Annotated in this window: 13 protein-coding genes and 1 tRNA gene; 9 read left to right on the top strand and 5 right to left on the bottom strand. The window is 55.2% G+C overall.

Annotated features, from left to right (window positions below; all coding sequences use genetic code 11):
- Positions 1-16 precede the first annotated feature (16 nt).
- The 9 genes from KQI12_RS08400 to KQI12_RS08440 all read left to right on the top strand — a co-directional run bounded on the left by KQI12_RS08400 (position 17) and on the right by KQI12_RS08440 (position 9,097).
- Positions 17-3,475 (top strand): S-layer homology domain-containing protein, encoded by a 3,459-nt coding sequence (locus KQI12_RS08400; protein ID WP_216572510.1) that lies wholly within the window; start codon positions 17-19, stop codon positions 3,473-3,475.
- Positions 3,476-3,611: 136 nt separating this feature from the next.
- The gene (locus KQI12_RS08405; RefSeq protein WP_216572511.1) at positions 3,612-5,714 is read left to right on the top strand and encodes a GGDEF domain-containing protein; all 2,103 of its coding nucleotides are present in this window, start codon (positions 3,612-3,614) and stop codon (positions 5,712-5,714) included.
- 425 nt (positions 5,715-6,139) lie between these two features.
- Entirely contained in the window at positions 6,140-6,610 is a 471-nt protein-coding gene (locus tag KQI12_RS08410; protein WP_216572512.1) for a hypothetical protein, read from the top strand.
- A gap of 347 nt (positions 6,611-6,957) precedes the next feature.
- On the top strand, positions 6,958-7,335 hold the full coding sequence (locus KQI12_RS08415; protein WP_216572513.1) for a sigma-70 family RNA polymerase sigma factor: 378 nt from the start codon (positions 6,958-6,960) through the stop codon (positions 7,333-7,335).
- A 106-nt stretch (positions 7,336-7,441) separates the two neighbouring features.
- Positions 7,442-7,603 carry a hypothetical protein gene (locus tag KQI12_RS08420; RefSeq protein ID WP_216572514.1) on the top strand — a complete coding sequence of 54 codons (162 nt, stop codon included), beginning with the start codon at positions 7,442-7,444 and terminating at the stop codon, positions 7,601-7,603.
- Positions 7,604-8,008: an RNA polymerase sigma factor gene (locus tag KQI12_RS08425; protein ID WP_216572515.1), complete on the top strand. Its 405-nt coding sequence runs from the start codon at positions 7,604-7,606 to the stop codon at positions 8,006-8,008.
- A gap of 455 nt (positions 8,009-8,463) precedes the next feature.
- Positions 8,464-8,622 carry a transposon-encoded TnpW family protein gene (locus tag KQI12_RS08430; RefSeq protein ID WP_216572516.1) on the top strand — a complete coding sequence of 53 codons (159 nt, stop codon included), beginning with the start codon at positions 8,464-8,466 and terminating at the stop codon, positions 8,620-8,622.
- Positions 8,623-8,726: 104 nt separating this feature from the next.
- Positions 8,727-8,870: a hypothetical protein gene (locus KQI12_RS08435; protein WP_216572517.1), complete on the top strand. Its 144-nt coding sequence runs from the start codon at positions 8,727-8,729 to the stop codon at positions 8,868-8,870.
- Complete coding sequence (locus tag KQI12_RS08440; protein ID WP_216572588.1) at positions 8,867-9,097, top strand: hypothetical protein; 231 nt, start codon at positions 8,867-8,869, stop codon at positions 9,095-9,097. The genes KQI12_RS08435 and KQI12_RS08440 overlap by 4 nt, the downstream gene beginning before the upstream one ends.
- A gap of 173 nt (positions 9,098-9,270) precedes the next feature.
- On the opposite strand, the gene KQI12_RS08445 is transcribed toward KQI12_RS08440, so the two are convergent.
- The 5 genes from KQI12_RS08445 to fdhF form a co-directional block, all read right to left on the bottom strand.
- A complete protein-coding gene (locus tag KQI12_RS08445) occupies positions 9,271-10,194 on the bottom strand; it encodes a DUF4300 family protein (RefSeq protein ID WP_253290924.1) in 924 nt (307 codons plus the stop codon).
- A 515-nt stretch (positions 10,195-10,709) separates the two neighbouring features.
- Positions 10,710-10,786: transfer RNA gene (locus tag KQI12_RS08450), tRNA-Arg, on the bottom strand.
- A 139-nt stretch (positions 10,787-10,925) separates the two neighbouring features.
- The gene (locus tag KQI12_RS08455; RefSeq protein WP_216572518.1) at positions 10,926-11,666 is read right to left on the bottom strand and encodes an N-acetylmuramoyl-L-alanine amidase; all 741 of its coding nucleotides are present in this window, start codon (positions 11,664-11,666) and stop codon (positions 10,926-10,928) included.
- 50 nt (positions 11,667-11,716) lie between these two features.
- The gene (locus KQI12_RS08460) at positions 11,717-12,445 is read right to left on the bottom strand and encodes a formate dehydrogenase accessory sulfurtransferase FdhD (RefSeq protein ID WP_216572519.1); all 729 of its coding nucleotides are present in this window, start codon (positions 12,443-12,445) and stop codon (positions 11,717-11,719) included.
- Between the two features lie 68 nt (positions 12,446-12,513).
- Positions 12,514-15,228: a formate dehydrogenase subunit alpha gene (gene fdhF, locus KQI12_RS08465; protein ID WP_216572520.1), complete on the bottom strand. Its 2,715-nt coding sequence runs from the start codon at positions 15,226-15,228 to the stop codon at positions 12,514-12,516.
- Positions 15,229-15,239: the final 11 nt, after the last annotated feature.

Genomic DNA, 15,239 nt, shown 5'->3' on the forward strand with positions numbered 1-15,239 from the left:
CAAGGAGAAGAACAGTATGATAAAAAGACTATTATCGATGCTCTTGTCGTTTGCTGTTGTCCTGTCGATCGCGCCGCCGATCACGGCGGCCGCGGCAGACGATGGCATCATGACAGCGGGCAGTCCGCTTGTAATTTCTGAGGACGAGGCATTCCTGTGGGAGTCCAGTTCGGATAGAAAGACGCTTTTCGGTGTCAACCCAGAGTGGTATAAAACGCATGTTACGGATGCCAGTATCCAGAGCATTTCCATCAAGATCCCGGCTTCCACAGAAACGATCCAGAAGGACTTCGGTGGATCGTATGCTACCATCGAAGGCTACTCTACGGCTGGAACGAAATTGGTTCCCCAAAGACTTAACTGTCAACAGGTGCTCATTGATTTTTCTGAGGCGACCAACCTGAAAACGATCGGGCTTCAGGCATTCTTTCAGGTCTCCGGTTTGACCGGCGTCATTGACCTTTCCAATACGCAGGTGGAAGTGATCGAGGGCAATGCATTCAAACAGACAGCCATCACCGGTGTGATCCTGCCGACTACCCTGAAAAGAGTAGGCAATTATGATCCCGGTACAACAGGCTCACACGCGCCGGTATTCATGGATTGCTCTAAGCTGGAGTTTATCCGTGTGGCGGGCGGCAGTTCGACTGCCGTGTTTGAACTGCCTCCGAATCTGGAGGTGATCGGAAATTCCGGTTTCCAGCTTGAAGGGACAAAAATCGAGCAGACGATGAAAACTAGTCCGTTTGTCATCAAAATTCCGAAGTCGCTCAAGGAAATGCAGCATACGGCAATTGGGTTTGATGACCGTACGGCAATGCGGAATGCACAGTATCTCTTTGAAGAAACGGATTTTACCGGCACGAACTTCCAGAACGACTGCTTGTTTGCCCTTCCCTACACGAACAACTGGGGTGTCGCGAGATTTGCCACCAAAGATGCCTATGATAGCTTTGTCACGAAATATCCTGGCAGCAGCAAGTTTTACGGCTATCCCACCTATGAGTTTGACCTGACCTTTAAGGATAAGGAAACGCAGACGAAGCTCTGGGGCCAGAGCATCCAGTATGAGAAAGACAGCGATAACTACTGGAAGCTGAACACAGGCTACGCGCTCCCCGGCAAGCCGGACAGCGCGGCTGAGCCCGCTGCCGGTCAGGTGGGCTATTGGGACCTGAACGGCGATGAGCTGAAAGCAGATTCCAAGCTCCCCGCAACGTCTGCGGCAGCGGAGCTGACTGCTGTGTGGACGGTTGTGGACAAGCTTGCTGAGCCGACGATTTCTTACACGGTCAATGGTGTGGATGTCGGTGAAGTCTATGAAGTCTTTAAGGTGCCCTATGTGAATGGGCAACCGGGCAAAATCGGCGTAAAAGCCAGCCATCCGCTACTGAAATCCGAAAACGGAACGGATGACAACTATGTATATTTCAAATACAGATGGCTGGATTCTAATTATCCCCAGCTTGGTGCTCGCTCTCGAACTATCGAAGACGGATCGGGATTTTACAACAACGCAACACAAACGCCTCCAAGCGAAGATTTTAATGAGATCACGATCCGGAATAGCGATGATGATAGAACGTCTGGATATAACTTCTATAACTGTGAAATCTACGGGTATCATGTGAAGGACGGCGTAGAAAAGCTGTTCTATGCATCCAATCAATTTGCTCCGTATTTGCGGGTATATGTAGATAGCAAATTAGCGAATACAGCAAACGACTACTATTACATCCAAGCAAAATTCGTAGATGTCTGGACGATCACCTTCGAGCTGAACGGCGGCACCGCACCCGCAGGTGTGGATTTAAGTCCTGTGCAGGTCGAGAAAAACAGGGATAAAGGAGTCACGCTGGCGGATGACCTAAAAAAAGAAGGTTACTGGTTCTGTGGCTGGAAGGAAGAAGGCGGAACGAGGCTATATTATCCGACAGAGTATTATGTACCCACTAAGGATGTTACGCTGGTCGCCCAGTATGAGCCCATCGAGTATACCATCAAGTATGAACCGGACCTGACGGGCGCCGCCGGCACGGTCGGTCCCCAGACCTACGAATACGACACGACCGGTACACTGACCACAGATACCTTCACCAGCGCCACCAAGGACTTCCTCGGTTGGAGCCTGACGGCGGGCGCCGCCACGGCGGACTATGTTCCGGGCGCGGCCATCGACGATGCGCTGAAGGCGGCAATGGTGGCTTCGGCAGACGGAACCGTCACGCTCCACGCAGTCTGGAAGGACAAGACGACGCACACGGTCACCTTCAACGCCGGAACGAACGGAAGCTTCACCAACGCGAGCGATCCTCTGATCGGCCAGACGGTCGTTGGAGGCCTCTCTGTCACCGGCGTGCCTGCGGTCACCGCAAGCGGCAGATACCGCTTCGACGGCTGGAAGCTCGACGGCGACACCTCGGGCAAGGTATACACCAATGACGAAGTGAAGACCATGGTCATCAACGGCAATATGACCTTTACCGCCAGCTATACCTATGTCGGAGGCTCTTCCGGCGGCGGAAGTGGAAGCGTCAGCAGCTACATCATCAAAGCAACGGCCGGAGCAAACGGTTCGATCAGTCCCAATGGTACGATCTCGGTGTCCAGAGGCGCGGACAAGACCTTCTCGATCAAGGCTGACGCGGGATATGAGATCGCGGATGTCCGCGTGGATGGCGTGAGCGTTGGAGCGGTACGGACATATGAGTTCAAGAATGTGACAAAGGCGCATGAGATCTATGCCACGTTCCAAAAGGCCGAGCCCGAACACAGACCTGAGCAGGAGGTCGCCGATCCAGAGGAGACCGGCGTCGCGGGCCTGCTGGAAACGGTAGACCATAATGCCTACCTGCACGGCTACGATAATGGGGAATTCGGCCCGAACAATAATATGACCAGAGCAGAAGCCGCGCAGATGTTCTATAACTTGCTGCGGCAGAAAAATGTTGCCGTGACGGTGCGGTTCACGGATGTCCCGGATGACACATGGTATGCGACCGCTGTAAATACGTTAGCATCTCTCGGCATCCTGAAGGGCGTCGGAGAAGATAAGTATGCTCCGACTCGCGCCATTTCCAGAGCAGAGTTTGCCGTGATCGCAACGCGCTTTGCAAAGGTAAATCTTGAAGGAAGCACCTCCTTTGATGATGTGTCGGATGCAGATTGGTATTATGATGCCGTTCTGACGGCGGTCAATTATGGTTGGATCAACGGTTACGTGGATAACACGTTCCGTCCGCACAATACGGTCACCCGCGCAGAGGTGACGGTCATCGTGAACAAGATGCTCGCAAGACGCGCGGACAAGGATTTTGTGGCCGATCATATCCACAACATGAGAACATTCAACGATGTGGACAGCTCCTTCTGGGCATATCATTACATCATGGAAGCCACCAATGGGCACGACTATGACAGGGTCGAACACACAGAGATATGGAAAAGCCATACGGCACAGGAAAGTAAGAACTAACGGTATCGTCCCTCTTACGATAACGCTCTGTAAACGATCGACCCATCGAGCAAGGAGAGAGGGGCCGGAAACGGCCCCTTTCTTCTCTAAGCGCCTATCCCTCCGGGATGGGCATTTAGAGAAGGAGATCATGGATATGGATATTCACAACATATTGGATCAGATCGATGAGATCATCTATATCGCTGATCTGGCGAGCTGTGAATTGCTCTATCTGAACCGGATCGGGCGGGAGCGCTTTGGAACACCTGCACCGGGCGTGAAGTGCTACGAATTTTTGCAGGGCGAAGAAAACCCCTGCGAATTCTGCACGAACGGAGTGCTGCCGCATTTGCGGGACAAGCGCGTCACATGGGTCCGTCAGCACTCCGCGGTGGGCAATATGCTGCTGCATGACAGCGTGATCGACTATGAGGGCAGACCCTGCCGCATGGAGGTGGCCATCGACATAGACCGCTATGTCACCGAGCTGGATACCGTGCAGAGCGATCTGGCGGCGGAGAAAAAGCTGGTCGCCTGCATCGAAGATCTGATCACGAACTCAGATTTTTCATCGGCGATCGATTCCATGCTCAACACCATCATCGAGCACTATCATGCGGACCGCGCCTATATCTTTGAATTCGATTGGGAGAAAAACCTCACCCGTAATACCTATGAAATTTGTAGGGATGGGGTGGCTCCGCAGAAGGAGAATCTGCAAGCGGTCCCCATCGAGGTCGTCGCCCTTTGGGTAGATATCTTCAAAAATCAGGAAAAGAAGATCACCATCATCGAGGATGTGGACGCGCTCAAGGACGATCCCGCCCGCCGCATCGAGTATGACTGCCTGCATCCGCAGGGCATCAAGAGCCTCATCACCGTCCCCATCCTCACCGATGGCAAGCTGCACGGCTTTCTGGGCGTGGATGATCCTCACGCTCACATGGACGCCCCGGAGCTGCTGACGCAGGTAACCTACATTGCCGCGAACGAGCTGCAAAAGCGGCTGCTCACAGAAGCGCTGATGAAAAAAAGCTATCAGGACCCGCTGAGCGGTCTGAACAACCGTCTTGCCTATGCTGAGACGTTGGAGCAGCTGCGCGGGAAGGAGTTTCCGGTCGGCGTAGGATTCTTGGACATCAATGGACTGAAATGGATCAATGATACGCTCGGTCACGATATGGGCGACAAAGTGATTCAAAAGATCTGCGGTATCCTCGAGGAGCACATCGAGCAGCAGTATATCTACCACATCAGCGGCGATGAATTCGTGATCCTCTGGCCGGAGGTGGGCTATCAGACGTTTATGCACGCCGCGGAAGATCTGGGGGCGGCGCTGTCCGACGAGGAAAATATCGCGTCGTTTGGTTTCGTATGGGGAAAAGAGGAAGATACGGGGATCGCCGTCCGCAAGGCCGAGAAAGCAATGCAGACCGCAAAGAATAAATTTTACGCGGCAAATACCGAACGGAAGGATAGCCGCCCCGGCTATCTGGACGCGCTATTGCAGGAGTTCCGGGACAGCATATTCATCCCGTATTTGCAGCCGCTATATAGTATCCGATACGATCGCGTGTATGGAGCGGAAGTCCTCGTCCGCAAGATCGATCCCCATGGAAATATCCACACACCGGTGGAGTTCATCGGTATCATGGAGCGTGAGCACATGATCTCCATGGTGGACTTCACGATGCTGCGGCAAGCCTGCGAGTTGATCCAGAAATGGAAGCCTGCATGGCCGGATATCGTGTTCAATGTGAACTTTTCGCGCAACACTTTGGCGGAGCCGGACTTTCTGGAGCGAATCGATCGGATCCTCTCCGAGACCGGCGCTGATCCGGCACAGCTTATTTTTGAGATCACGGAATCCTCGCAAAACATCCAGTTGGAATCCCTGTACGATCGGCTGGATGAAGTGAAGCAGCGTGGCATTTCGCTGGCGATCGATGACCTCGGTACCGAGGCCGCCTGCCTTGAAATGCTCTATCTGCCACAGATCAGCGTTGCGAAAATCGATAAAAGCCTGATCGATAAGGCGGAACACAGCGACCGGGAACAGCTCGTCATCAGACATCTTGTGGACCTGTGCCACGATTTGGATATGCGCTGTGTGGCAGAGGGCATCGAAACAGACAGCCAGATCGAATTGCTGAAAAAACTCGGCTGCGATCGGCTACAAGGCTATAAGATCGGCAAGCCCATGCCCGCGGAGGATTTCTTTCATCGATTTGGAGAGACTGCTCTCCACAAAAAATAAGGAAAAGGACTTGAGAAATATGAGGGCCTATATAAAACAGTGCGAGCTTGCGGCAAAGGGTTGGCTTTTTGCACGCTGACGCTGACTTTGTGGAACGGATAGGAGCGTGCCATGATCTATGGTTCATATATGCACAGGAGAAAGTTCAAAACCAAAAAGGCTGCACGGATCGTGCGCTACAATTACAATGCGCGACCCGGTAAGTGCATTGTGATGCTGTGGATCGCATTCGCGCTCTGCCTGACTGCGCTGGCAGCCGTGGGCGGCAGGATGCTCTACCTTGGTCATACGACGAAAATGACGCAGGTTGCGTATTTGTGCATCGGTTCCGGAGCTGGCTGCAACGGCTGCACTTGTATGCGCCACATTGTTGCTGCTCTGCCTGATAGCGCGATCGGGCGGTCTGAGAAAGAGAGGCTGATACCATGGTGCTTTCCTTTTCGGAGATCAAAGAGGAGTATGTGCAGCGTCGGGAACAGGAACGAAAGGACCTGATAGCTTACCTGCAAAGACACGACAAGTTTTTGAATTCTGGATTGACGGTCGTGACCAGGGGCGGCAGCGGAAACAGAGATTATAGTTCCGGCAAGAAGATCTCACCATTTGACCTGCGGAACTGGAAATGGGTAGAATGCAAAAGCCCGGATAACAGGTTTCATGCGATCATCTCATTAAATATGCCGGAAACGGATATGGTATCCGGCAATGCTCACGCACTCTACGATAGGATCGGACTGGTCGTTCTCTACCAGAGTGGAAAGGACTACTATAAGACGATGATCCTGACAGACATCGACCTGCCCTTTGGCGAGAATGAGAAAGGCGAGAAAGCGAAAGAAAAAATCGCCAGAATCGTCATAGAGCAGTTTGAAATCTACAATCGGAGAACTCGGTAATGCTGTTTTAGGAAAGAAATCCGGATGAAACAGCTGGAACGGCTATATGATATTCTAAAAAGCTCTAAGAACTAAAGGGGGCGGTGAAAGAGCGTGCCCGTCTGATCTGCCGCAGAAATAAAAACGGCTATGCGCTTACAGCCCACATACAGATAAACTCCCTTGTCCCGCGTGGCGGAGCCGGATGGCTCTGCTGTCTTTACCACGGGGATTTTTGAGATAGGCACTGTTGCGGTCTTTTTGACCTGCAATAGTGCCTTTTGCCATGTTGCGCCGCGTCATTCCCGGTGCAGGGGACCACCGTTGTGAGATTTTCAAAAATCTTACGAAACGGAGGAAATTCTGCATTGGACTGGAAGAAAATTGTCGCAGATGAGGATCGCATCATTCGCAATGCTGACCGGCGTTTTCGTCGACACAGCTATTCGCTGGAAAGCATGAGTGATGAGTTCGTTTACATGAACTGTCGCATGGCTGAGCACAGTGATCCGCTGGAGGAAGTTCTGATTACTGACTTCGTAGATACTGTCCGGAATGAGCAGCTTGCGGTTGCATTGCGTCAGCTCACAGATAGGCAGAGACGGATGATCGAGCTTGCCTATTGGGAGGGATATCCTTTCAAGGACATCGCTGTGATCATGGGCTGCAAGCCCAATACTGTATCTCAGCTTATCAGCCGCGCCAAAAGATATATCTACATCGCACTGACCCAAAAAGTGCCGTAAGTCAAAAGTAATTCAAAAATTTTCCTCGGTATAGATTTTTGACCTTCTGCCATGACCGATGATTAGAGGGGTTTACCCTCAATGAAAATGCAGGAGGTATCTACCTATGGAAAATTTGATTCGTGCCATTCGGCTGCACCCCGGTGAGAGTGTTTTGATCCTCGCACCGGAAAACCCACCTACGCCGCCTGCGGCGCTGCTGTTCACTACTGAACCGTCCCACGATGATGATACAGACAGCATTGCCGTTCTGATGCGAGTAGTGTAAATGGCAGTCTATATTGTGACGGTGCCGGATGCGGATCGCCAGATGCAAGCGGTGGAGGTGTCGCTGGAAGTCTATCAGGTCTTTATTGATGGGCATCGTGCAGAACAGCGGGAACGCTATGAGCGCCGAAAGCATCTGGACAGCCGTCCGCTGGAATGCTGCCTGTACGGAAAAAGCGTATCCGAAACGCTGGAGGAAACCTTTGAACGGATGGAATTGGTGGAAAAGGTGTGGGCAGGGCTATCACGCCTTTCTCCCAAACAGCGTCAGCGGCTTATCCTGCATTTCTGGTCGGGCTATTCCTATGCAGAGATTGCGGCAATGGAAAACTGCAACAAGGCAACGGTGATGCGCTCTGTAAAAACCGGCTTGAAAAAATTTCAAAAATATTTTTTGGAAACATGACAACTTTCGGCCGATTTCCCTCCTATATAGTGAGAGGAACTTTTAGAGCCTTTCATCGTACCTTGAAAAACGGCGGGATTCCGTTCATATCAGCATTCAGGAATTTGAGTGCAATGGTGAGCACGACAAAGTGAAGCGCCAAGACCTCCTGCGGATTGGTCAGAGCAGTCCGTCAAAACGATAGCATCAAAGGAGTAGAGCGACACCTTCATTGCTGATACCCCTCTTGTGGTAAGAGGCGTATTGCCACGACCCATTGCAGGAGATGCCGAACAGATCACCGATCTCGGAGTGTCCGACCAAGACCGACCTGAATGTTCCCGTGTACCGGGGGTGAGCCGAGGACAAGCCAAGTCCGACAATACGGTACCAAGTGTAAGAAAAGAAAATCGGCGGTACGCCGGAGCAGAAATGCTTCGGCGTACTGCCTTGTCATAAAGAAATGGGTGATAAAAATGGATGAACAAAGAGAACCTGATCTCGTCTGCGAACGCAAGATCAAAGGCACGACCTACATCGTTTCCTCATTCTTCAACCCTGATGCCAAAGAAACGGCAGCAGAGAAAATGGGCCGGATCATCGAACGCGAGTTATCTTGTAAAATGAGCGAATAAAAAATTTATCACTTTAGTGCGATAAATCACTTCCAAGAATAGCGGCGATGCGGTATAATAGGGACATGACCCAAAGCCTTTTCGTTCGCAGATTGGAGGAACTTATGTTACAGTCGAATGAAAAGGACAAAATTGAATATGTCGCTCTCTATTGCCGCGTTGAAAACACCGATCCGTTTTCTGATGAAGCAGTGAAAATGCCCATGGAACACTGTGCTGCTCTCCTGAAAGAGGGTGCAGTACGATGATGCCGAACCTCAACGATCTGATGTCCTTTAAGCCGTCTGTGGCTCTTGATGAACCGACCGCGCTGTACGCCAGACTTTCCGTGGATGACGCGAACGATGGTGACAGCAACAGCATCGTACACCAGAAAGAAATGCTGGAACGCTACTGTAAGGACAACGGCTACACCAACGATCCGTTGTGGTGTTCCTGGCAAGCTATACCGGTCTGGACATTTTCTTTTTCGTGATATGTGGTATGTTGCTATCTTCCCGATCGCGCATCTGGCAAGTTCCTCCATGTGAGTTCTCCTTTGCTTTGGCTGCGATAAGTTTTTCCCATTATAGCACTGTAAATGTGCAAATGCGACGATATTATGCAAATAGCAGCGGAATGACGATGCCATCCCGCCACTATTTCGATTTAAGTTTTTTCTTTTACCAGAGGATCTGGTCTGTACCCGTCCATCAGAGTATCGTTCTCCATGATGAAGGGGGGCGTCGTATCCTGGCCCCAAGAGGTGTCGTATTTCTCCATCAGGTAGTCGCTCAGTTCCGTGCGGTTTTGGAGCTTCACCAAGCGGTACGGCTCCTGGAATGCGACCTTTTCGACGAAGTACAGTGTACCATCCTCCGCGGGCAACAGCACACCGACATGACCGATGAAGAGCGTGTTGTCCTCATCCGAGAATTTATCGTGGAAGACAACAGAGATCATGCTTGCCTTGCTGGCTGTAAATGTGATGCCGCGGGCGGCCCAGCCCTCCTGGAGCGCTTTGACCTGCGCTTCGACCTCTGTGCTGTCCGCGGCGTTCACCGGTGCGAACAGCGCACAGAATTTGGCGGTGCTGTCACCGCAGAGCGCGTCAGGATCGGCGTCGATCGTCTCTAGATCGGTAAAGAGCGAGTCCTCGCCCTGCATCTCTGGCTGATCGGCTCCGGCTGTTATGGATCCGCTGAACAGGCCAAATGCCGTGATGCGGCAGTTGTAGCCAGGAAAACTGCCGTTTGCCGCCGTCCATTCGTCCTGCATTTCGTAGGGATCATACTTGGTGTCGGTCGGCGCGGCGCGCTCGAAGCCATCGGTCAGCCACTCGCTCTTGACGCTGGCGTTGAACTGGTTCACTCGATCCAGCAGAGTGGTGATGCGGGATCCTTCGATCCCTGCATCGGTAAGAAGCTGCGAGAGCTGTTTGCGGGAATCGTCATCGGTCAGGTTGGAGTATTCCACCGTTTCCAGCGCAGGCTGATTCGTAGTCGTTTTTTTCTGCTTGCCGCAGCCGGTCGCCGTGGTAAAGAGCATAAGGACGCATAGCGCAAGCGCCGCGGCTCGAAATTGCTTGTTCATAGAGTCACCTTTCTGCAAGTCTTGTAGATATTCATCACATTGCCCGAGTCGAACACTCAGTATGATACCACTCAGGTAGAAAAAGTCTACAGGAACTTGAAGGAAGGTCGTTTCGTACTCGCACCGCAATGACGCTCGTTATCGGCAGCCTCTTCGACCGAATGCCATGATCACGTTCGAGTTCTTCTAAAAGATCTTCGATTTTAGGATCGCCTGCTACATGGCTTTTATATTTCGTTCCTCCTGCAAACAAAAAATAAGCCGGAGCATTTTGAAAATGCTCCGGCCGGTCGACGGATCAGTTTGAGATACCCTCTTTAGCGGTGGAAAATGAAAAGGGCGCTTCTTAGATGTTTGACCTCGGATCTGCAAAAAGAAGAGTTCGGATCCCTTCAAACCGTGGGGAACTCCGAAAATATCCACTGGAAAAATAGTAAGATCTTAGAGATACAAAAAGCCACACCCCTTGGAGTTCTAAGCGTTTTGCCTAAAATATCCAAATCGGTGTGACTTTTTGGTACGGCTGAAGGGATTCGAACCCCCGACCTTTTGGTTCGTAGCCAAACACTCTATCCAGCTGAGCTACAGCCGCATACCGTCTTGCAATAGTCCGTCGCTGACGACTTAACTATGATACCACGATCCGTCGGAGAACGCAAGCCTTTTTTGCGAAAAAAGCGAAAAAATTCAGGAGGCCGCACGCGGCGGCCTCCCCATATCCTATATGGACCTCAGACCAGAGTGATGAAGTCAGCGCTGGCCCAGCCCACGAGGCTTCCAGATCGGACCACGTACCAGCCCTGCCACTGGCCCAGGACAGTCAGGGCCGCTCCGTCGTAGGCCGAGGCGAGGACCGGAGCGGATGGGTCCGGGCGATCCCGGATGTTCAGAGAGCCCCAGTCCACATCCACCACGGCGGCCCGAGCCGGACGGGGCTCCAGGAAGGGGACGCCGAAATAGACCGTCAGGCCAAGGACTACGGCCCGGGCGATGGCGTCCAGACTGCTCCGGATCCAGGCCGCGTCATCGGCGTTGTCGTGGTAGCCCAGCTCCAAAAAGACCGACGGGGCCCGGACCTTTCGGACCTCGCCGATGGCCCGGGTGGGCTCTGCCCGCACTTTGCTGGGGATCGGGTAGACCGCCTCCAGCTCCGCCCGGATCCGTTCCGCGGCCTCCCGGCCCTGGACGCTGCCGGGGAAGTAAAAGACCAGTACGCCCCGGACCTGCCCATACTGCCCCTCCGGGGCGGCGTTGGAGTGGAGCGCCAGATGGAGATCGAAGCTCCCGGCGTTGGAGGCCCGGATGGACGAGGCGGCGGTCATGTCCGGCGTATTGCGGACGTACCGGATGCCGCTGGCTGAGAGGTAGGGCTCCATGGCATCGGCCAGACGGTTCATCCACTCCTCCTCGGTGCCGCCGCCGGCATACCGATTGTTCTCCTGGGTGGAAGGGGACAGATAAAGACTGGGCATAGGATGGACCTCCTTTTTGGTCCATCCTATGCCCAGCGAAACGAGTGGTGTCAACTCTGGAGGTCGATCCGCTCCGGCCAGGTGTAGATGTTCATCCGCTCACCCCGGAGGAAGCCCACCAGCGTGACGTGGTTCTCCTCCGCCAGCCGGATCGACCGGTCGGTAGGGGCGCCCTTGGAGAGCACCACGGGGATCTTGGCCCGGACGGCCTTCTCCATCATATCGGCGGAGAGACGGCCGCTCACCGCCATGACGCTCTGATCCAGCGGACGGTGGTGGAGCAGGGCGTAGCCCACGACCTTGTCCACGGCGTTGTGCCGGGCCAGGTCCTCCAGAGAGAGGATCTCCTGACCGGGGGAGAGCAGGGACACACAGTGGACGCCGCCGGTCCGGCGGAACAGGGCGGAGGCGTTCAGGTCGTGGCGCATGAGCGCATAGGCCTCCGGGAGCCCCACCCGGATCTCCGGGGCGGCCGCCGGCGTCTCAGCGGGGGCAGCATCCGGGAAGAGCCGCACATCGGCGGCGGTCCGGTCCGGGGAAAAGGTGAGAGATGCGATCTTCTCCGCGGAATCGAGATAGCCGCGGCAGTACAGGACTCCTACGACCAGCTCCTGGAGATGAGCTGGGGAGCAGGAGAGGGAGAACACATAGCTGCCGTCCACGGAGATACGGACCACATGCTCCACCACGACTTCCTCCTCGCCGGGCGTGGAGGTGTGGTCCTGCACATGGAGGACAGGACGGAGAGTGGAAAGGGGCGAATCAAGATCTCGATACATAGATGAAATATGCTCCATAAAAACGGCGGGGCGGCCATATGACGTGGCCGCCCCTAGATGTGAGTTTCTTACAGTTTGGCGATCTTCACGGCGCAGACCTTATACTCAGGCGCCCGGGCGATGCGGTCCAGAGCGGCGTTGGTCAGCCAGTTGCAGTTGCCATCCATGTAGTGGAAGGGCATCCAGCACTCGCCGGGAGAGGTCTTGGAACTGACCCGGGCGGTCGTCTCGATGACGCCGCGGCGGGAGGAGACTTGGACAGTCTCACCGTCCGTGATGCCCAGCTTGGCGGCATCCTGGTCGTTGACCTCGATGAAGGAACCGCCGGCCAGCTCCACGATGCCGGGGGTCTTGTCCGTCATGGCGCAGGCGTTGTAGTGGTACAGGATCCGGCCCGTCATCATGATGAGGGGATACTCCTCATCCGGAAGCTCCGCAGAGGGCGTATAGGCCGCCGGACGGAACAGGGCCTTCCCGCGGACACAGTGGCCCACGTGGAGGATGGGGGTACCAGGATGATCTGCCGTGGGGCAGGGCCACTGGAGCCCCTGACCAGCCACCTCATCACTGTCCAGCCGGGCATGGCTCACGCCGCCGTAGCTGGGCGTCAGGGATGCGATCTCGTCCATGATCTGGGCGGGAGTCAGGTGGGGCTGGTCATAGCCCATCCGGCGCATGATCTCGGTGAAGATCCAGGTGTCGGGCTTGGCATTCCCGGGGACGGTGACAGCCTTGCGGACCCGCTGGATCCGGCGCTCCGTATTGGTGAAGGTGCCTTCCTTCTCGGCATAGCTGATGCCGGGCAGGACCACGTCGGCCATCTTGGCGGTCTCAGTGAGGAAGAGCTCGTCTACCACCAGGAAGTCCAGGGAATTCAGGGCCTTCTGTACATGATGGGTGTCGGGGTCGGTCCGCATGGGATCCTCACCGAAGATGAAGAGGCCGCGGATCTTGCCCTCCAGCATGGCGGGGAAGCAGTCGGTGGCATACATACCGGGCTGGTCGCTGAGGGAGACGCCCCAGGCCTTCTCGAACTTGGCGCGGGCCTCCGGATCGGTGACCTTCTGGTAGCCGGGGAAGTCGGTGGGAGAGGCACCCATATCGCAGGCGCCCTGGACGTTGTTCTGACCGCGGATCGGGTTGACGCCGCAACCGGGACGGCCCAGCTTGCCCACCAGCAGGGCCAGGTTGGCCAGGGACATGACGCCCTCGGTGCCGGTGGAATGCTCAGTGACGCCTAGACAGTAGAGGATGGGGGCCTTGTCTGCCTTGGCATACAGCCGGGCGGCGGCCCGTAGCTCCCCGGCATCCACGTGACAGATCTCGGCCACCCGCTCGGGGGTGTAGTCCGCGACCATGTCGCGCAGGGCCTCAAAGCCCTCGGTGTGCTGAGCGATGAAGTCCTTGTCCTCCAGGCCTTCCTCCAGGATGACGTGCATCAGGCCGTTGATGAAGGCGATGTTGGTACCGGGCTTGAGTTTCAGATGGAACGTAGCCTGCTTGGACAGGCCGATATCACGGGGATCGACGACGATCAGCTTGGCGCCGCGCTGGAGCGCCTGGCGGATCTGCATGCCGAGGACGGGATGCGCCTCCTCGGGATTGGAGCCGACGAGCAGGATGACGTCGGACTCATGGGTCACATCGGCGATGGTGTTGGTCATCGCGCCAGACCCCAAAGTGGTTGCCAGACCGGCAACTGTGGGAGCGTGTCACACACGTGCGCAGTTGTCGGTATTGTGGTTACCGAAGCAAGTGCGCACCATTTTTTGAAGCATGTAGATGTCTTCGTTGGTGGAGCGGGAGCAGGCAAAACCGGCCAGCGCGCCGTTGCCATGCTCCTGCTTGATGGCCTTGAACTTCGTGGCCACCAGGTCCAGAGCCTCATCCCAAGAGGCTTTGCGGAACTCGCCGGTGGAACGGTCCTTGATGAGAGGATCCGTGAGCCGGCGGTCAGAGTGGACGAAATCGAAGGAGCCGTAGCGGCCCTTCACACAGAGGGTGTTCCGGTTGGAGGGGCCGTCAGCGGCCTCCACTGCCACCACCTTGTTGTCCTTGACCAGCAGGTCATACTGACAGCCCACCGCACAGTGGGGGCAGGTGGTGCGGACCTTCTTCTGGATCTGCCAGGGACGGAAGGTCTTCTTCCGTTTGGAGGTCAGAGCGCCGGTGGGGCAGACGGCGGTACAGTTGCCGCAGGACTCACAATTGCTCTCCCGCCAGGGCATGCCGAAAGCGGGGCTGATCACGGACTCGAAGCCGCGCTCCATGGTGTCGATGGCGCCGCAGCCCACGATTTTGTGGCAGGTGTTGACGCAGCGGTGGCACAGGATGCACAGCTTGGGATCGTATGTGAAGAAGGGGTTGGAGTCGTCCACAGGAAGGTTCGTCATCTCACCGGGACAGCTGGTCTTTTCGACGCCGTACTGATAGCACAGGTCCTGGAGCTTGCACTCGCCGTTGGAGGGGCAGGTGAAGCAGTTGGTGGGGTGGTTGGAGAGGAGCATATCCAGGATGCCCCGGCGGGCCTTGACCACGCTTTCGCTCTCGGTGAAGATCACATCTCCGTCGGAGCAGTGGGCGGAACAGGCGGTGTCCATCTTGGACCGGCCCCGGCTCTGGATCTCGACCGTGCAGATCCGGCAGGAGCCGTCAGGCATCAGGCCTTTCAGATAGCAGAGAGTAGGGATCTGGATCCCGACCTTTTCCGCTGCCTGAAGGATCGTGGTGCCCTTCTCGACATCGACGGGGATCCCGTCGATGGTGACATGCAGCAAACTCATGATGATAAGAT

The sequence above is a fragment of the Pseudoflavonifractor sp. MSJ-37 genome (assembly GCF_018917965.1).
GTDB lineage: Bacteria > Bacillota > Clostridia > Oscillospirales > Oscillospiraceae > Pseudoflavonifractor_A.